Here is a 17,800-nt window from a genome sequence, read left to right as displayed (position 1 = left end):
GAGCCCCCGGTAAAGCCTCAGACCAGAAAGTCCCGCGCGATCGACTCCGCGGCGCGCTCAAGGAGCGCCCCCGCCTCTGCCATGCACACCGCCGGATCCGGCTCGAGGTCCAGCAGCGCGTACGCCCGCCGGATCCCCGCCCCCTCCAGTGCCTCCGGTGTCAGCGTGAGGCGGCCGCACACCGCGACGACGTCGACGCCTGCCGCCCGCGCCGCCGCCGCGACGCCCGCCGGGGCCTTGCCGTGGAGGGTCTGGGCGTCGAGGGAGCCCTCGCCGGTGATGACGAACGTCGCCCGGTCCAGCGCGGGCGCGAAGCCCAGGACGTCGAGCATGACCTCGATTCCGGGGCGGAAGCGCGCGCCGAGGGCGACGAGCGCGCCGTAGCCGATGCCGCCCGCCGCCCCGGCGCCGGGGAGTTCCGCCTGGTCGGGGCCGAGGAGCGACGCGTAGTGCGCGAGGGCCGCGTCGAGCGTCGCGATGTCCGCCTCGGTCGCGCCCTTCTGGCGGCCGTAGACCTCCGGCGCGCCCTTGGGGCCGGTCAACGGGTTGTCGACGTCGCTGGCGAGGACCAGGTCGATGCCGGCGAACCGCGGGTCGAGCCCGGACAGGTCAGCCGCTGCGAGGTCCGCGAGGCCGCCGCCGCCCGGCCCGACCGGCTTGCCGTCGGCGTCGAGGAAGCGGGCTCCGAGCGCGGCGAGCATGCCCGCGCCGCCGTCCGTGGTCGCGCTGCCGCCGACACCGAAGACGATGGTCCGGGCCCCGGCGTCGACCGCGGCGAGCAGGAGTTCCCCCGAGCCGTACGTGGTGGCCGTGAGGGGTGCGAAGACACCGTCGGGCAGGTGCTGGAGGCCGGACGCCTCGGCCATCTCGACCACCGCGGTGGTCCCCCGCATCGCGTACGCGGCGGTGACGGGGTCGCCCAGGGGCCCGGTCACCCGCGCCTCGCGGCGCTCGAAGCCGGCGGCCACCGCCGCGGCCACCGTGCCGTCGCCGCCGTCGGCGACCGGCAGGGTCTCCACCCGTACATCGGGAACGACGCGCCGCAGCCCGGCCGTCACCCGCTCCGCGACCTGCACGGCCGTGAGCGAGCCCTTGAACTTGTCCGCCGCGACGAGCACGCGTGCGGTCTCCATCACTGCTCCGTCCGTCACCATGATTCCCTTTGCATTCGAACAGGCAGTCGCGCCGCCCCGACCTTATCCGCCGACCCCCCTGCCTGCCCATGGTCTGATCGATCAAAGTCCCCCTAGGCTGACCGTGTGACCACTACTGACTACGCCACGTACATCGCCGGTCTTCCCAAGGTGCTCGTCGGTGCCGCCTGCGTCTTCCGCGACGCGGGTGGCCGGGTGCTGCTGGTCGAGCCGAGCTACCGGGAGGGGTGGACGCTGCCCGGCGGGACGGTCGAGTCGGCCGACGGGGAGGGGCCGCGCCAGGGTGCGCGCCGCGAGTCGCTGGAGGAGATCGGGCTGGACATCGCGCCGGGCCGGCTCCTCGTCGTGGACTGGGCGCGCGGCAGCGACCGGCCGCCGATCGTGGCGTACGTGTACGACGGCGGAGTCCTGGACGAGGAGCAGCTGAAGGCGATCCGGCTCCAGGAGTCGGAGCTGCTGTCCTGGAAGCTGGTCGAGCCGGCGGAGATCGGCCGGTACCTGACCGGTGCGCGCGCCGGGCGGATGCACGCCGCGCTGGAGGCCCTGGAGTCCGGCACGGGCGCCGTGGAGCTGGAGGACGGCCGCCCCGTCGGCTGAGGCGGGGCGGGCGGTCAGCCCTGGGTGTCCGGCGGCCTGGTCTCGTCCTCGCGCCGGGTCTCGTCGCGCGCCGCGACCCGCGCCTCGGTGCGGTGGCCGCGCGCGATGTAGTCGCGTACGACGAGCTCGACCGCGTCCTGCGGGTTGCCGACCCCCGCGAGCACCATCACTTCGACCACGAGTTCCGCGTCGAGGCTGACCGCTACCTTCGCCATGGCGCGACGGTAGCACCGCCGCCCCGGTACGGTCCCGGGCATGACTCTTCGCGCCACCCGGGCCTCGTACGACACCGTGGCCGCCGACTACGCCGCGCTCCTCGCGGACGAGCTGGCGGCGAAGCACCTGGACCGGGCGATGCTCGGCGCCTTCGCCGCGTATGTGGAGGCGGGCGGGGGCGGGCCGGTCACCGATCTCGGCTGCGGGCCAGGGCGGGTTACCGCGTATCTGCGGGACCTGGGCCTCGACGCCTCCGGCACGGATCTCTCGCCCGGCATGGTCGCCGAGGCCCGGCGGCGCCATCCGGAGCTGCGCTTCGAGGTGGGCACGATGAGCGCGCTGGACCTGCCCGACGGCTGGCTGGGCGGGGCCGTCGCCTGGTATTCGCTCGTCCATACGCCGCCCGGGGAACTGGGGCCCTACGTGTCCGAGTTCCACCGGGTCCTGGCACCCGGCGGCCATCTGCTCCTCGCCTTCAAGGCGGGCGGCGACGAGGGCGTGCGGCTTGAGCACGCGTACGGGCACCCCGTGGACCTCGATGTGTACCGCTTCGACCCGGACCGGGTGGCCGGGCTGCTCGAAGGAGCCGGTTTCGAGGTGCGGGCCCGGCTGGTGCGGGCCGCGGACCCGGACGAACGCACCCCGCAGGCGTTCCTGATCGCACGGCGTCCGACCGGGTGAGGTAGTGTGGACGGCTGCGAAGGGGAGTAGCCCCGCAAACCGGTCGTCGACACACTGGAGCCTCGCGGTTCCCGGTGGCCGGGCTCGTGGATCATCACGGGTGGGCGAGACCTTCGGTCAGGTGTGACACGCCCACGCCCCGTGGGCGGTGCCGTCATGCCGGGCCGAGTGGTCCTCCGAAACGCCGAACGGCACTTCGCGGAGATCCGGGGCCCGGCTCGTACAGAAAGCCACCCGGAATGCATCTCGACCCCCTGGCGATCATCACCGCTTTCGGGCTGATCTTCCTCGCCGAACTCCCGGACAAGACGATGTTCGCGTCGCTCGCCATGGGCACGCGCATGCGCCCGCTCTACGTCTGGTTCGGCACCTCGTCCGCGTTCATCGTGCACGTCGCCATCGCGGTGGGTGCGGGCGGGCTGCTCGGTCTGCTGCCCGACTGGATCGTCAAGCTGGTCTCGGCCCTGCTCTTCGCGTTCGGCGCGTTCATGCTGCTGCGCGGTGGTGGGGACGACGAGGACGACGAGACGGGCCCGAAGACGGTGACCGGGTTCTGGCCGGTGTACTCGACGGCGTTCATGGCGGTGTTCATCAGCGAGTGGGGCGACCTCACGCAGATCACGACCGCCAACCTGGCGGCGAGCAACGGCACCTGGTCGACCGCGATCGGTTCCGCCGCCGCGCTGATGTCCGTGTCGGCGCTGGCGCTGCTGGCGGGCCGGTTCATCGCGAAGCGCGTACCGCTGAAGACCGTGCAGCGGATCGGCGGGCTGTGCATGCTGGGCCTGGCGATCTGGACGGTGACGGAGATCTTCACCGGCTGAGCCACGGCGAGCGCCGTACGGCGAAGGGCCCCGCACGCGTGTGTGCGGGGCCCTTCGCCGTACCCGCCCTCAGAACAGCGCCGGAGTGCTCGCCTGCGTACCGTTCTCGAACGCCAGCAGGCGCTGCTTGCGGTCCAGGCCGCCCCCGTAGCCCGTGAGGCTTCCCGAGGCCCCGATCACCCGGTGGCAGGGGACGATGATGCCGACCGGGTTCTTGCCGTTGGCCAGGCCCACCGCCCGGGAGGCGCCGGGCTTCCCCAGGTTCTCGGCGAGTTCGCCGTACGAGCGGGTCTCGCCGTACGGGATGAGCCGCAGCTGCTCCCAGACGCTGCGCTGGAACGGGGTGCCGTCCAGGTGCAACGGCAGGTCGAAGTCGCGCAGTTCGCCGGCGAAGTAGGCGTCGAGCTGGCGGATCGCCTCGGTGAAGGGGCGGGGGTCGGGCTCGCCGAAGGTCTCCTCGGGGGGCCGGTGGCGCTGGGCGGTCATGTAGAGGCCGGCCAGGACGCCGTCGGTGGCGACGAGGGTCAGCGGACCGTAGGGGCTGTCGGTGACGGTGTGCTGCCGGGTCACGGGGCACTTCCTTCCGCGTCCGGGAGGTGGTTGATGGGGTGGTCGTCCACGGTCCAGAGGTACTGGACGGCGTACGCCCGCCAGGGGCGCCAGGCCGCCGCGCGGGCGGTGAGGGCGGCCGGGGTGGAGGGCAGGCCGAGCTGCTGGGCGGACCTGCGGATGCCGAGGTCGGTCGGGAGGAAGGCGTCCGGGTCGCCGAGGGCCCGCATCGCGATGACCTCGACGGTCCAGGGGCCGAAGCCGGGCAGCGCGGCCAGTTCGGTGCGGGCCCGCTCCCAGTCGGAGTCGGGGCCGAGGCGCAGCGAGCCGTCCGCGAGAGCCCGGACGAGGGTGGTGAGCGTGCGGCGGCGGGTGCGCGGGAGGGCCAGTCGCTCGGGGTCGAGTCCGGCCAGCGCCTCCGGGTCCGGGAAGAGGTGGGTGAGTCCGCCCTCCGGGTCGTCCACCGGGGTGCCGTGGGCGGTGACCAGGCGGGCGGCGTGGGTGCGGGCGGCGGCGGTGGACACCTGCTGGCCGAGCACGGCGCGGACGGCGAACTCGGCGCCGTCGACGGTCCTCGGCACGCGGCGGCCCGGGCCCGCGTCGACCAGCGGGGCGAGCAGCGGGTCGGCGCGCAGCTGTCCGTCTACGGCGACGGGGTCGGCGTCCAGGTCGAGGAGCCAGCGGCAGCGGCTGATGGCGAGGGTCAGGTCGCGCGGGTCGGTGAGGGAGAGCCGGCAGGCGATGTGGTCGGGGCGCGGGGTGAGCGCGACGATGCCGTGGCCGTGCGGCAGGGCGAGGGTGCGGCGGTACGCGCCGTCGCGCCACTCCTCGACGCCGGGGACGGCCGTCGCGGCGAGGTGGCCGAAGAGGTTGCTGGGGTTGAGCGGGGCCCGGTACGGGAGGCGCAGCGTGATGACGCCGGGGGTGGCGGGCGCGGGTGCGGTGCGGGCGGCCCGGGTGCGCAGTTCGCCGGGGGCGAGCGCGAAGACCTCGCGGACGGTGTCGTTGAAGGTGCGCACGGAGGCGAACCCGGCGGCGAAGGCGATCTCGGCCATGGGGAGCGCGGTGGTCTCGATGAGCACGCGTGCGGTCTGGGCGCGCTGGGCGCGGGCCAGGGCGAGCGGTCCGGCGCCCAGCTCGGCGAGCAGCTGGCGTTCGATCTGGCGGGGCGAGTAGCCGAGGCGGGCGGCGAGGCCGGGGACGCCTTCGCGGTCCACGACCCCGTCCCGGATGAGGCGCATGGCGCGGGCCACCGAGTCGGCGCGGGCGTTCCACTCCGGGGAGCCGGGGCTGGTGTCGGGGCGGCACCGCTTGCAGGCCCGGAACCCGGCCTGTTGGCAGGCGGCCGCGCTGGGGTAGAACGTCATGTTCTCGGCCTTGGGCGGCACGACGGGGCAGCTCGGGCGGCAGTAGATCCGGGTGGTCAGGACGGCCGTGAAGAACCAGCCGTCGAAGCGGGCGTCCTTGGACCGGACCGCCCGGACGCAGCGCTCGGTGTCGGTGTGCATGGTTCAAGGATGGGCCACCGGTGGGGCCGGAGGCTGGCGGGAATCCGACATGGGCGTCGGGCTGCGTGGGGCTGCCCGGCGCCCATGTCGTCCGGATCAGCCGAGGAGCGCGGAGGCGAAGATGCCGGGGAGCCTCGTCGCCTTCGGGTCGGCGGTGTACGCGGTCAGCCGTTCCATGGTCGTACGGCCGGTGCGGTTGGTGACGTAGTACGGCGGGCGCGGGGACAGGGACGGGGAGCCGGTGAACAGGCCGCGCGGGGCGGGTGCGAAGGGGGCGCGCACGACGGTCTTCTCGACGTGCTCCAGCATGAACGCGTTGTGCACGAAGCCGACACCGCTGCCGATGTCCTGGCGGCTGTGTCCGGGGAAGGCGCCCCAGGGGGTGTAGCCGAGCAGGAAGCCGAACGCCGACCAGCAGTTGACGCCGAGGGTGCCGTAGCGCAGCCCGGCGACCGCCTCGTCCACCGCGCGGCGGTGGGCGCGTTCGGTGCGGGGGTGGACCAGCAGGGTCGCGCCGAGGGTGCCGGGGAGCCGGTCGTTGGCGAATTCCGTCGCCGCGCGCAGGAAGGCGGGGGCGTCGGCGCCCGGCAGGCGTACGACTCCGAGGGCGCTGGCGAAGACCTCGATGTCCAGCATCGGGTCGCCCATGTCCGTGATGTCGGGCACCAGGAGGCGGCAGGCGCCCTCGCCGTGCGTCTCGGCGTCGGGGTGGGCGCGGACGACCGCGCCGAGGCGGTCGGCGGCGCCGGGGTAGTAGTCGGCGCGGGGCGGCAGTTCGCGCAGGACCCGGCGGATCTCGGCGAGCAGCCGCTCGGTGCCGTCCCAGTCGCGCGGGACGACGAGGATCTGGCTGGCGACGCAGTTGTGGCCGGAGTTGTTCATCTTGCTGGTGACGATGTGCTCGGCCTGGAAGCGGAAGTCCGCCGCGCTCCACGGGCCGGGGGTCACGATGCAGGGGCTGATGCCACCGAGTTCGCTGGTGAACGGCTTGTCGTTGAGCGGGGTGTCCTCCCTCCTGCGCCGCTCGGCCTGCTCGTCGGTGCCCCAGACGATCGCGTCGTGGGTGCGCTCGCTGCCGGTGACGTGGATGGTGTCGACGCCGTCGTGCGTGGTGAGGTAGGCACCGGTTTCGGCGCCGCCGTCCACGAAGCGCACCCAGCCCTGCTCGATGAACTCGGCGAACACCTTCTCGAAGTGCGGGCGCAGGTAGGCGTTGACGGGGTTCATCTTGGCGAGGACGACCTCGCCCTCCGCGTACAGCTTGTGCAGGATGTCCAGCGGGGTGATCGCGGGGACGTTGCCCGCGCCCAGGACCAGGGCGACCGCGGGGCGGCCCTGGCGGCCGCGGTACTCCCCCGCGGCGTCGGCCAGCGCCTGCGCCCGGGTGGTCCCGGGGAGGGTCCAGACCTCGGCGGTGTACCCGCTCAGCAGGAGGCGGTCGGAGCCGGTGGCGGGGAAGACGTCGACCAGGACGCGGCCCTCCCGTTCGCGGACGGCCTTGCGGTCGACGGGGTCCTGTCCGGCGGCGAGCCTGCGCAGCACGTGGAGGTGGGCGCTGACCGTCTGGGCCAGGGCCCAGGGGGCGGTGACCCAGTCCTCGGCGGCCCAGGCCGAGTCCGCGGCGTACCCCTTGGCCGCGGCGGCGTCGGCCACCATGGCGGGCGCGGCCTCGGCGATGCGCGGCAGCATGCGCTCCAGGAGGCGGACGCGTTCGGGGAGCGGGGTGGCGGTCCAGGTGGCGGCCCGGTCGCGCAGGCCGGCGACGGCGAGGTCGAGCGAGCTGGTGTCGAGTGCGGGGGCGGCGCTCACGGCGGGCTCCTTGGGTGGGTGCGGTGGGGGGAGGAATCAGGGGGTCGGGCGGGCGGCATCGCGGGCCGGGTCGATGAGCCAGAAGGATGCCGCAGCCCCCAGGACGAGGAGAAGACCCGAGAGCACGACGGCGTTCTGGTAGCCGCCGGTCCCCTGGGAGTCCACGAGGGCGCCCACGACGGCCGGGGCGGCCAGTCCGGCCATGGTGACCAGCGCGTTCATGACGCCCAGCGCGCCGCCCGCCCTGTTCGGCGGGGCCAGTTCGCTGACGGTGGTCGCCGCGACGGCCGCGTACGAACCGCCGAGCCCGAAGCCGAGGGCGATCAGCACCGTCTTGGCCGCGGTGCCGTCCGCGAGCGGAACGGCCAGGCAGCACAGGGCGCCGAGCGCGAGCAGCGTGCCGCCGACCCAGCCCCGGGCGCGGCGGCTGCCGACGCCGCGCCGCATCAGCCGTCCGGTGACCCCGGCCTGGGCGAGCACGACGACGGCGCCGATGGTCCAGGGCGCGACGACGACGGTGCCCGCCTCGCCGGCCGTGTAGCCGAGGGCGTTGCGGAGGTAGGACGGCAGCCAGACCAGCATGAGGGCGACGGTCCAGTAGCTGGTGAAGTAGGCGAAGGTGGTGCCGATCCAGGTGCGGCTGGTGAGGATCGCGCGGTACGGGACCGGGGTGGCCGGCACCTCCTCGCGCACGGCCGTGCGGACGGTGTCGACGCGGTGCCCGCCGTCCGCGCCGAGCGCCTTCCAGACGGCGGCCCAGACCAGGCCCACCCCTGCCAGCACCCACAGGGCGGTGCGCCAGCCGTGGTGCTGGATGACCCAGGACAGGCCGGGCGCCGAGACGATCACGCCGAGGGTGACGCCGAGGGTGATCAGGGCGCCGGGCAGGTTGCGCCGGTCGTTCGGGAACCAGGCCAGGGTGGCCTGCTGGGCCACCGGGAAGGCCGGGCCCTCCGCCGCGCCGAGGAAGACCCGGGAGGCGACGAGGACGGCGAGGCCGCCGCCGATCGCCGCGGGCACCTGGGCCACGGACCAGAGCAGGGCCATGATCAGCAGCAGGACCTTCGGCGAGACCCGGTCGGCGGCGAGCCCGACCAGCACGGCCGCGACCGAGAAGAGCAGGAAGAACGCGCCGTTGACCAGGCCGAACTGAGTGGCGGTCAGGTGCAGGTCCGCGCGGATCTCGTCGGCGGCGAGGCCGAGTACGGACTTGTCGGCGAAGTTGACCATCATGAAGACCACGAGGAGCACGGTCACCGTCCAGGCCCGGGTGCGGGTGCCGGCGGGTGCCACCGTTTCGGTGGGGTGCTGGGGCCGTTCGATCGGTGCCGCGGTCATGGGATCTCCTGGGAAGGGGGTGCGGAGGGGGTCAGGAGAGCGGCACGCCGGCGATGGCGATGCGCTCCATGATCCGGCGCTGCGGGAAGTAGTCGTTGATCGCGTAGTGCTGGGTGGCGATGTTGTCCCAGATGGCGATCGAGTCGGCCTCCCAGTGGAAGCGGACCTGGTACTCGGGGATGCGGGCCTGGAGGACCAGGATGTCGAGCAGTTCGCGGCTCTCCGCGTCGGACAGGCCGTTGATGCGGGTGGTGAAGGGCTCGTTGACGTAGAGGGTCTTGCGGCCGCTGCGCGGGTGCCGGACGACGACGGGGTGTTCGACCTGCGGCCAGGACTTGCGGAACTCGGCCTTCTGCTCGTCGTTCATGAGCGCGCCCCAGCTGGGTGCCCAGTCGTGCACGGCGGTGAGCTCGGCGATGCGGGCCTTCAGGTCGTCGGGCAGGTTGTCGTAGGCAGCGGCCATGTCCGCCCACATCGTGTCGCCGCCCGCCTCGGGCACCTCCACGGCGCGCAGCACGGAGCCGAGCGCCGGGTTGACCATGAACGAGTGGTCGCTGTGCCAGATGTTCTTGTTGCCGGCGGCCTTGGCGTCCTTGGCGAGGCGCGAGACACCGGCCGTGCCGGTCTTCGGGAAGAACGGGTTGGGCTCGGGCGGGCCCCAGATTCCGGACAGGGCGAGCTGGTGCTCGGCGGTGAAGCCGGTCTGCTTGCGGAAGAAGATCACCTTCCACTCCAGCAGGGCCTGGCGCAGTTCCTCGGCGAGCTCTTCGGTGACCGGGCGGGTCAGGTCGACTCCGCCGAGCACCGCGCCGAAGTGCGGGGTGAGCGGGCTGATCTCAACCTGCCGGTACGTGGCCGGTTCGGCGCCGGGGGCGAGCCGTTCGAGGGTCCGGCTCCCGTAGTGCATGAGCGGCTTGTCCAGGACCGGCCTCGGGTTCGTCACAGCGGTCTGCATGGGTGTTCCTCCCGACGGCGGGGCGAATTACGTAACCAGCAGTATCGATATGACGTCGCGGCGGGGCAAGGGGTGCGGCGCATTGATTTCCCGGGGATTTCTTCGGTCCATTCGGTGACCGTTCCGGGTGGTTCCGGGCATGCCGAAGGGCCCGGCGGCGGGGCCGGGCGGAGGGTGCGGAAGGGCGCGCGGTTACGCCGGGGCGGCGACCGCCCGGCCGATCAGGTCCACCACGGAATCCACCAACTCCTGATCCGGCAGGCGCTGTTCACCGACCATGCGGAAGAGCAGGGACGCGGCGACGAGCGTCGCGGCGGCGGCGACGTCCACGTCGGCCCGGACGTCGCCACGCGCCACCCCGCGCTCCAGGAGGTGCCGGGTCTCGCTCATCACGCGGGCCGTGTAGTCGCGGTACGCGCCCGGCTCGGCGCCCGCCTCCGACGCGGAGCCGATCACGCCGGCGAGCAGCCGCGCGACACCCGGCTGCCGGTACGCCTCCATGCGCGCCGTCAGCACGGCGCGCAGCTCGGCACGGAAGTCGCCCATGTCGGGGACGGTGAGCGGGCCGATCCGGGTCTCGGCGGCGGCGAGGACGAGGTCCTGCTTGGTGGCCCAACGCCGGTACATGGCCGGTTTGCTGACGCCGGCCCGGGCCGCCACGGCGTCCATCGTCAGGGCGCCCATGCCGTTCTCCGTCACCAGGTCCACGACGGCGTCCAGCACGGCCCGGGTGACGCGCTCCTCGCGGGGTCTGCCGGGGCCCCGCTTCGCCCCGGTCACCTGTTCGTCGGCCATGCACCGACCCTACGCGGGCCGGCCCCACCGCCTCCCGCAGGGGTGCGGGCCCGGGTTCACCGCGTCAGCTCGTCGCGCAGGACGTGCTTCGTGATCTTCCCGGACGGCGTTCGCGGCAGGGCGGGGCGCAGGATCAGCTCGCGGGGCACCTTGTAGCGGGCGATCCGGGTCTCCAGCCAGGCGCGGACGCCCTCCAGGTCGAGCGCGGCACCTTCGCGCGGGACGACCACGGCGACCACGGTCTCGCCCCACTGGGGGTGCGGCCGGCCGACCACGGCGACGTCCAGGACGTCCGGGTGGCCGCGCAGGGCACCCTCCACCTCCTGCGAGGCGACGTTCTCGCCACCGGTGATGATCACGTCCTTCATGCGGTCCACGACCGTGACGAACCCGTCCTCGTCCACCCGGCCCAGGTCACCGCTGCGGTACCAGTCGCCCGCGAACGCCTCGGCGGTGGCCTTCTCGTCGTCCAGGTAGCCCACCATGCGGGTGCCGGAGCGCAGCCAGATCTCGCCGGTCTCCCCCGCCCCCGCGTCCGCGCCGTCCTGGCGCACGACCCGCAGCTCGACCCCGGGCATGCCGCCGCGGCCGATGGCGCCGGCCTTGGCGACCTGCTCGGCGGGCGGGAGGGAGGCGCCGACGGGGCCCATCTCGCTCATCCCGTACACCTGGTGGAAGTCCTCGGAGCCGTACGCCTTCATCAGGCGGCGGGCGGTGTCCGCGTCGAGCGGTCCCGCTCCGTAGATCCAGGCCCGCACGGACGAGAGGTCGTACGAGGCGAAGTCGGGGACCGCCTGGGTCGGCGCGATCAGGGCGATCGGGGCGGCGAACATCGCGGTGACGCGTTCGCGCTGGATGACCTCCAGCATGCCCCGGGGCTCGTACTCGCGCTGGAGCACCAGCGTGCCGCGGGTCAGTAGCGTGCCCATCACCCAGTTGTTGAGCGGGGACGCGTGCCAGACGGGCATGCAGATCAGGAAGCGCTCGTCGCGGTGCAGCGGGATGGCAGCGGCGGTGTAGGCGGCCGTGAGGGTCACCGACCGGTGGGTGTGGACGCAGCCCTTGGGGGCGCCGGAGGTGCCCGAGGTGTACAGGATCTGCGCGACCTCGTCGTCCGGCCCCGGCTCCCCGGCGTACGGTTCGGCGGCCGCGATCCGCGCCTCGAAGGCGTCGGCGGGCAGCGCGTCCGGCCCGGCGTCGGGGTGGCTGACCAGCCAGGTCGCCTCGGCGTCGGCGGCGGTGGCGCGCTCGCCGATCTCGGCGTCGACCACGGCGATCCGGGCCCCGCAGTGGTTCAGCTGGCGTGCCACCTCGGCGGTCTGGAGCTTGTGGTTGACGGGGACCAGGGTGGCGCCCGCGTACCAGGCGCCGAACGCGGCGAAGAGGAAGGCCGGGGTGTTGTACGTCATCACGGCCAGCCGGTCGCCCGGGCGCAGCCCCGCCTCCCGCAGCACGGTCGCGGCACGGCGGGCCGCGTCGGCGAATTCCCGGTAGGACCACCGCTGCTCACCGTGGACGACCGCTTCGTGGTCGCCGGCCGAGCGGACTGCGCTGTCCAGCAGGGTACTGAGGTGCATCACGTTCTCCTGACGAGCCGGACCGTGCGAACGGGCCATGGCGGGAAACTCTGAATGATGGTTCACTTCTTTCATGGCCTACCGCAAGACCCCAGCCGAAATCAGTCGGCTCGAAGCAGCCAGGGAGCATCTGATCGCCGCCGCCACCTCGGTGGTCACGGAGGTCGGCTGGTCGCAGGCGTCGGTCACCGCCGTCGCCGACTCGGCCGGCATCGCGGCCGGCTCCGTCTACCAGCACTTCTCGTCCAAGGCGGCCCTGGCCGTCGAGGTGTTCCGGCGGGCCGCCGGGCGCGAGGTCGAGGTGCTGGGCACGGTGCTGCGGGAGCCGGGGACACCCGTCGAGCGGCTGGCCCGGGGCGTCGAGGTCTTCGCCCGCCGCGCCCTGGAGAACCGGGGCCTGGCCTACGCGCTGCTCGCCGCCCCGGCCGATCCGGCGGTCGGCGCCGAACGCCTCGAATACCGCCGCCGCTACCGCGCCCTGTTCGCCGAGGTCGTCCACGCGGGCATCGACGAGGGCCTGCTGCCCGCGCAGAACGGCGAGATCACCGCCGCCGCGCTCACCGGCGCGGTCGGCGAGGTCCTGGTCGACCCGCTCGGCGCCGGTGACGGGGAGACGACCGAGGCGCTGCTCACCGAACTCGTCGCCATGGCCCTGCGCTGCGCGGGCGCCCCGCCCGCGCAGCAGCCCTGACCCCCCTTCCACCAGGAGGTTCCCGTGCCCGAAACCGTCGCCCCGCGCAGCAACCCCACCGCCGCGACCCACGAAGTGACCAACCAGGCACCGCCGTTGACCGGGCACGACGTGGCCGACGACGCGGTGCTCCTGGAGGGCCTGCGCCGCGAGGGCGCCGAATGGCACACCGAGGAGCTGCACCGCCTCGGCCGCTACGCCGGCAGCGCGCAGGCCCAGGAGTGGGCCGAGCAGGCCAACGTCAACGAGCCCGTGCTGCGCACCCACGACCGCTACGGCCACCGCGTGGACGAGGTCGACTTCCACCCCGCTTACCACCACCTGATGAACGCCTCGGTGGGCGCGGGCCTGGCCGGCGCGGCCTGGGCGGACGAGCGCCCCGGCGCGCACGTGGCCCGCGCGGCCGGCTTCATGGTGATGTCGACGCTGGAGGCGGGCCACCTCTGCCCGGTCTCCATGACGTACGCCGTCGTCCCGGCGCTGCGGCACGCCCCCGACCTGGCGAAGACGTACGAACCGCTGCTGACCGGCCGGGTGTACGAGGCCGGGCTGCGCACCCCCGCCGAGAAGCCGGGGCTGCTCGCCGGGATGGGCATGACGGAGAAGCAGGGCGGCACCGATGTGCGCGCCAACTCCACCACGGCCACCGAGGCGGGCGACGGGACCTGGCGGCTGCGCGGGCACAAGTGGTTCACCAGCGCCCCGATGAACGACCTCTTCCTGGTCCTCGCCCAGGCGCCGGGCGGTCTCTCCTGCTTCCTGGTGCCGCGCGTCCTGCCGGACGGCAGCCGCAACACCTTCCGCATCCAGCGGCTCAAGGACAAGCTCGGCAACCGGTCCAACGCCAGCAGCGAGCCCGAGTTCGACGACACGGTCGCCTGGCTCGTCGGCCCGGAGGGCAAGGGCGTCCGCACCATCATCGACATGGTGACGATGACCCGGCTGGACTGCGTCATCGGCTCGGCCGCCGGCATCCGGGCCGCGCTCGCCCAGGCCGCCCACCATGTGCGCCACCGCTCGGTGTTCGGCACCAAGCTGATCGACCAGCCGCTGATGCGCAACGTGATCGGGGACCTCGCGGTCGAGTCCGAGGCGGCGACCACGCTCGGGCTGCGGCTGGCCGGCGCCGCCGACCGGGCCCAGCGCGGCGACTCCGGTGAGCGGGCGTTCCTGCGGCTGGCCACGGCGGTGTCCAAGTACTGGGTGTGCAAGCGCCAGCCGGTCGCGGTCGCGGAGGCGCTGGAATGCCTCGGCGGCAACGGCTACGTCGAGGAGTCGGGCATGCCGCGCATGTACCGGGAGGCCCCGCTCAACGGCATCTGGGAGGGCTCGGGCAATGTGAACGCGCTGGACCTGCTGCGCGCGCTGGCCCGGGAGCCGGAGTCGCTGGACGCCTTCCGCGCCGAGGTCGAGGCCGCCTCGGGGGCGGACCGCCGGCTGGACGCGGCCTGGCAGGAGCTGCGCGGCGAGCTGGTCCTCAGCGAGGACGCCCCGCTGCGGGCCCGCCGGCTCATCGAGCGCGCGGCGCTGGTGCTCCAGGGCTCGCTGCTCGTCCGGCACGCGCCGACGGCGGTCGCGGACGCGTTCTGCGCCTCGCGCCTCGCCGGGGACCGGGGGCTCGCCTTCGGCACCCTGGCGCCGGACACCGACTTCGCGGGGCTGCTGGAGCGGCTGCCCGCGTAAGCACCCCCGAACGGAGCCGGACCGCCCCGCTAACGGGCGTCCGGCTCCGTTTCCATGAGCGCCCGCGCCCCGGCCACATGGGCCGCGCCCGCCGGGTAGGGCAGGGACCGGACCAGCTCGTCGGCACGTGTCAGCGCCTCCCGGGCCGCCTCTCCGTCGCCGAGTCGGTGCAGGGCCAGGGCGAGGACCGTCCGGGCGTCCGCCTCGGCGAGCCGTTCGCCGGTGCGGGCGGCGCGGGCGACCTCGTCGGCGGCCAGCCGGCGTGCCGGTTCCGGGCGGCCGCTGCGCAGCTCGGCCCAGGCCGCGAGCACGGGCACGTCCCGCTCGTGTCCCTCCAGGGCGCGCCGGGCCTGCCCGGGCAGCCCGTCGCGCAGGGCGAGTTCGGCGCGGGCCGCCCGCACCTCGTGGCCCGCCTGCCGGTCCACCAGGCCCGGTGAGGACTGCGCGCGGTCCAGCAGCGCGGCGGCGTCGGCCGCGTCCCCGGTGCGCATCCGGACGAGGGCGAGGGCCGCCAGGGTGTAGGGAAGGCACCAGGCGTCGTCCTGCTCGGCGCCCGCGACCGCCGCCTCGGCGAGGGTGCGCGCGGTGTCGAAGTCTTCGAGGAGGAGCCAGAGTTCGGCGAGGTTGGCGCGCTCGAAGGCGGCGCCCGCCGGGTCGCCGGACTGCTCGGCGAGGTCGAGGGCCCGCTGTCCGGTGGCGACGGCCTCGCGGAGCCGGCCGCCCCGCCGCTCGTTCTCCCGCAGCGTCGAGAGCACCGAGCCGAGCAGGGTCGGGTCGCCGTACGCCTCGGCCGGGGGAAGGGCGAGGGCGACCGCCTCGCGGGCCTCGTCCAGGCGGCCGCTGAGGCCCAGGATGCTGGCCCGCAGCGAGTGGGCCCGGGCCATCAGCCCCTCCCCGGCCCGTCCGGCGACCCGCTGCCCGGCGGTCACCGCCTGCTGGGCGGCCGGGTAGGCGTCCTCGTACCGCCCCTGGATGCGGCACAGCACGGCCTGGGCCAGGTAGTGCCCGGCGGCGGGCTCCGGGGCGGTGTCGGGGGTGACCGGGTGCGCGGCGAGCACCTGCCGGCCGGCGTCGGGGAGGCCGGTGCGTCCGAGGGTGTCGGCGAGCCAGGCCGCCGCGAGCACGATGTCCTCGTGGTCGCCGCGCCGGACGAACTCGTCGAGCGCGAGGCGCAGCACCTCGGCGGCCTGGGCGAAGTTGCCCATGCGGCGCAGCACCTGGCTGTGGGCGAGGCGGGCGCGGGCGGCGTCCACGTCGAGCCGGGCGACCAGGTCGCGGTAGTAGCGGTCGGCGGTGTCGTTGGCGAAGAGGGCGGCGGCCCGGGCGGCGGCGCGGCGCAGGTACTCGGCGGCGCGCGGGTCGTCGGCGCGGGTGAAGTGCGAGGCGAGGGTGTCCACGGCGTCGGGGCGGCGGCGGAGCACCGCCTGCGCGAAGGCGCCGTGCAGCTGCCTGCGGCGGATGGCGGAGAGCTTCTCGTAGCAGGTGAGGCGGACCAGCGGGTGGCGGAAGGTCAGCCCCGCCTCGTGCCTGCCTCCGACGAGTATGTCCCGCTCCTCGATCAGCGAGGCGTCCATGGCCCGTTCCAGGGCATCGGTGGCGGCGCCTCCGGTGACGGCGGGATGGAGCCCGTGGGCGGCGACGTCGAGCAGCTCGGACAACGATGTCTCCGGTCCGGCCACGGAGAGCGCCTCGACGATTCTCCGGGCGTCGTGGTCGAGACGCGCCAGCCGGTCCGCGACGAGCTGCCGGACGCCGTCCGGGGCGATGGTCCCGGTGCCGTCGGCCATGCCGTGAGCCAGCTCGACGGCGAACAGCGGGTTGCCGAGGGAGAGTTCCCAGATCCTGTCGGGGGTACGGGAGGCGGGGGCGGCCGTCTGCCCGACCGTGTCGCGCACGACGGCGAGGCACGCCGCCTGGTCCAGGCGCGGCACGTCCTCGCGGACGGCGAGGCCCTGGCGGACCAGGGAGGACAGGCCGGCACCGCGCGGATCGCCGTCGGGTATCTCCTCCTCCCGGTACGTCACGAGGAACCGCCAACCGTCCCTCTGCGCGGCCCGCCGCGCCAGGTGGCTCAGCAGCTGGAAGGAGCCCAGGTCCGCGGCGTGCAGGTCGTCCAGCACGATCAGCACCGGCTGTGCGGTGGCCAGTTCGCCGAGCAGCGCGGCCGTGGCGCGGAAGAGGCGGTCGCGCTCCTCCTCTGGGCTGCGTTCGGAGTCGGCGCGGACCCGGCCGAGCGCCGGCAGGAACGCGGCCAGTTCGGGGTACTCGCCGCCGACGCGGGCGCGTTCCGCCTCGTCGCGTTCGGCCAGCCAGCCGTCCAGGGCCTCGGCGAAGGCGCCGTACGGGGTGTGGCCCTCGGCGTCGTGACCGCCGCCCCACAGGACGGCGGTTCCGGAGGCGGCCGCCCGTCGGGCCACCTCGCCGACCAGCCGGGTCTTGCCGACGCCCGCCTCGCCGGTGAGCACGGTGACGACGGCGGGCCCGTCCGCCGTGAGCAGCCGCCGGAGCACGGCCTCGCGCCCGCGCAGCGGGGTGGCGGCCGGGACGCGGAGCGAGGCGGGCAGGGAGGGTGCGGACGGCGGCCCGGCGGGCTCCGCCGCCAGTGCCGCGCGGTGCAGGCGCTCGGTCTCCGGCCCTGGCCGTACGCCGAGCTCGGCGTCCAGGGCCGCCCGGCAGACGTGGTATTGCCGCACCGCGCGGCGGCGCAGCCCGAGCCGCGTGTAGGCGTCGATGAGGAGGCGGTGGGCCAGCTCTTCGGCGGGGCTGGAGCCGAGGACCAGCTCCGCGACGGTGACCGCTTCCTGAGCCGCGCCCGCTTCGAGCTGCGCGCCTGCGAGGGCGAGGAGCAGCCGCTCCTTGAGTTCGGCCAGCTGGGAGCGGCGGCCCTCGGCCCAATCGGCGTAGCGGTCCTCGGGGAGGAACTCGCCGGAGAAGCGGTCCAGGGCCTGCCGGAGTTCGGCGACGCCGCCCGTGGCAAGGGCGGTGTGCGCCCGCTCCTCCGCGCGGTCCGCGTCGATCCGGACCCTCACGGGGTCGAGGTAGAGCAGTCCGCCTTCGGAGGCGAGGTACGAGGAGGTGGCGCGGGAGGCGAGCTCGGGTTCCAGGGCGCGGCGGGCGGCGTGCAGAGCGACGCGGAGACTGCCCTGGGCCGCCTGTGGGTCGGTATCAGGCCAGCAGACGTCGATGACCTGTTCGCGGTGGAGCCGGTGTCCGGGTACGACGGCGAGGAGCTTCACCAGGGACTGCGCGGTCTGTCTCGGCCAGCGCTCGGCCAGGGCCGGACCGCCGTCGCGAGTCACCCGGAATCCACCGAAAAGGCGTATTCGGACCAGGGGTGGAGCCGGGTTCGTGCTGGGTGCTGTGTGCCGCTCGTTCATGAGGGCGCCCACTTTAACCGGACATGCCGCCGCCCCCTCCGGCGAG

15 protein-coding genes are annotated in these 17,800 nt (G+C 74.3%); 5 read left to right on the top strand and 10 right to left on the bottom strand.

Features of this window, described 5'->3' with window-relative positions; genetic code table 11:
- Nucleotides 1-17: 17 nt before the first annotated feature.
- Nucleotides 18-1,133 carry a glycerate kinase gene (locus AB0L33_RS21290; RefSeq protein ID WP_365683654.1) on the bottom strand — a complete coding sequence of 372 codons (1,116 nt, stop codon included), beginning with the start codon at nt 1,131-1,133 and terminating at the stop codon, nt 18-20.
- A 126-nt stretch (nt 1,134-1,259) separates the two neighbouring features.
- Here AB0L33_RS21290 and AB0L33_RS21285 point away from each other — a divergent pair, with 126 nt between their 5' ends.
- A complete protein-coding gene (locus AB0L33_RS21285; protein ID WP_365683652.1) occupies nt 1,260-1,751 on the top strand; it encodes an NUDIX hydrolase in 492 nt (163 codons plus the stop codon).
- Between the two features lie 14 nt (nt 1,752-1,765).
- On the opposite strand, the gene AB0L33_RS21280 is transcribed toward AB0L33_RS21285, so the two are convergent.
- A complete protein-coding gene (locus AB0L33_RS21280) occupies nt 1,766-1,966 on the bottom strand; it encodes a DUF2191 domain-containing protein (RefSeq protein ID WP_365683650.1) in 201 nt (66 codons plus the stop codon).
- A 40-nt stretch (nt 1,967-2,006) separates the two neighbouring features.
- Here AB0L33_RS21280 and AB0L33_RS21275 point away from each other — a divergent pair, with 40 nt between their 5' ends.
- Together AB0L33_RS21275 and AB0L33_RS21270 are read left to right on the top strand one after the other, a co-directional pair.
- The gene (locus AB0L33_RS21275; protein ID WP_365683648.1) at nt 2,007-2,648 is read left to right on the top strand and encodes a class I SAM-dependent methyltransferase; all 642 of its coding nucleotides are present in this window, start codon (nt 2,007-2,009) and stop codon (nt 2,646-2,648) included.
- Between the two features lie 239 nt (nt 2,649-2,887).
- Nucleotides 2,888-3,472: a TMEM165/GDT1 family protein gene (locus tag AB0L33_RS21270; RefSeq protein WP_365683646.1), complete on the top strand. Its 585-nt coding sequence runs from the start codon at nt 2,888-2,890 to the stop codon at nt 3,470-3,472.
- Between the two features lie 69 nt (nt 3,473-3,541).
- On the opposite strand, the gene AB0L33_RS21265 is transcribed toward AB0L33_RS21270, so the two are convergent.
- The 7 genes from AB0L33_RS21265 to AB0L33_RS21235 form a co-directional block, all read right to left on the bottom strand.
- Nucleotides 3,542-4,042: a methylated-DNA--[protein]-cysteine S-methyltransferase gene (locus AB0L33_RS21265; protein WP_365683644.1), complete on the bottom strand. Its 501-nt coding sequence runs from the start codon at nt 4,040-4,042 to the stop codon at nt 3,542-3,544.
- Nucleotides 4,039-5,529, bottom strand: a complete 1,491-nt coding sequence (locus tag AB0L33_RS21260) for an AlkA N-terminal domain-containing protein (protein ID WP_365683642.1) — start codon at nt 5,527-5,529, stop codon at nt 4,039-4,041. Before AB0L33_RS21260 ends, AB0L33_RS21265 begins: the two co-directional genes overlap by 4 nt.
- A gap of 96 nt (nt 5,530-5,625) precedes the next feature.
- The gene (locus AB0L33_RS21255) at nt 5,626-7,338 is read right to left on the bottom strand and encodes an aldehyde dehydrogenase family protein (protein WP_365683640.1); all 1,713 of its coding nucleotides are present in this window, start codon (nt 7,336-7,338) and stop codon (nt 5,626-5,628) included.
- A gap of 36 nt (nt 7,339-7,374) precedes the next feature.
- Nucleotides 7,375-8,676, bottom strand: a complete 1,302-nt coding sequence (locus AB0L33_RS21250) for an MFS transporter (RefSeq protein ID WP_365683638.1) — start codon at nt 8,674-8,676, stop codon at nt 7,375-7,377.
- A gap of 31 nt (nt 8,677-8,707) precedes the next feature.
- Nucleotides 8,708-9,631, bottom strand: a complete 924-nt coding sequence (locus AB0L33_RS21245; protein WP_365683636.1) for a TauD/TfdA family dioxygenase — start codon at nt 9,629-9,631, stop codon at nt 8,708-8,710.
- A 192-nt stretch (nt 9,632-9,823) separates the two neighbouring features.
- On the bottom strand, nt 9,824-10,426 hold the full coding sequence (locus tag AB0L33_RS21240) for a TetR/AcrR family transcriptional regulator (RefSeq protein WP_365683634.1): 603 nt from the start codon (nt 10,424-10,426) through the stop codon (nt 9,824-9,826).
- Nucleotides 10,427-10,482: 56 nt separating this feature from the next.
- Nucleotides 10,483-12,003 (bottom strand): AMP-binding protein, encoded by a 1,521-nt coding sequence (locus AB0L33_RS21235; RefSeq protein WP_365683632.1) that lies wholly within the window; start codon nt 12,001-12,003, stop codon nt 10,483-10,485.
- A gap of 73 nt (nt 12,004-12,076) precedes the next feature.
- On the opposite strand from AB0L33_RS21235, the gene AB0L33_RS21230 reads away from it, so the two are divergent.
- Entirely contained in the window at nt 12,077-12,694 is a 618-nt protein-coding gene (locus AB0L33_RS21230) for a TetR/AcrR family transcriptional regulator (protein WP_365683630.1), read from the top strand.
- A 24-nt stretch (nt 12,695-12,718) separates the two neighbouring features.
- On the top strand, nt 12,719-14,377 hold the full coding sequence (locus tag AB0L33_RS21225; protein WP_365683628.1) for an acyl-CoA dehydrogenase family protein: 1,659 nt from the start codon (nt 12,719-12,721) through the stop codon (nt 14,375-14,377).
- Between the two features lie 29 nt (nt 14,378-14,406).
- Here AB0L33_RS21225 and AB0L33_RS21220 read toward each other — a convergent pair whose 3' ends face one another.
- Nucleotides 14,407-17,754: an AAA family ATPase gene (locus tag AB0L33_RS21220; RefSeq protein ID WP_365683626.1), complete on the bottom strand. Its 3,348-nt coding sequence runs from the start codon at nt 17,752-17,754 to the stop codon at nt 14,407-14,409.
- Between the last annotated feature and the right edge of the window lie 46 nt (nt 17,755-17,800).

It is taken from the genome of Streptomyces sp. NPDC052299 (assembly GCF_040679335.1).
Classification (GTDB): domain Bacteria; phylum Actinomycetota; class Actinomycetes; order Streptomycetales; family Streptomycetaceae; genus Streptomyces.
This window is presented reverse-complemented; position numbering and strand designations above follow the sequence as displayed.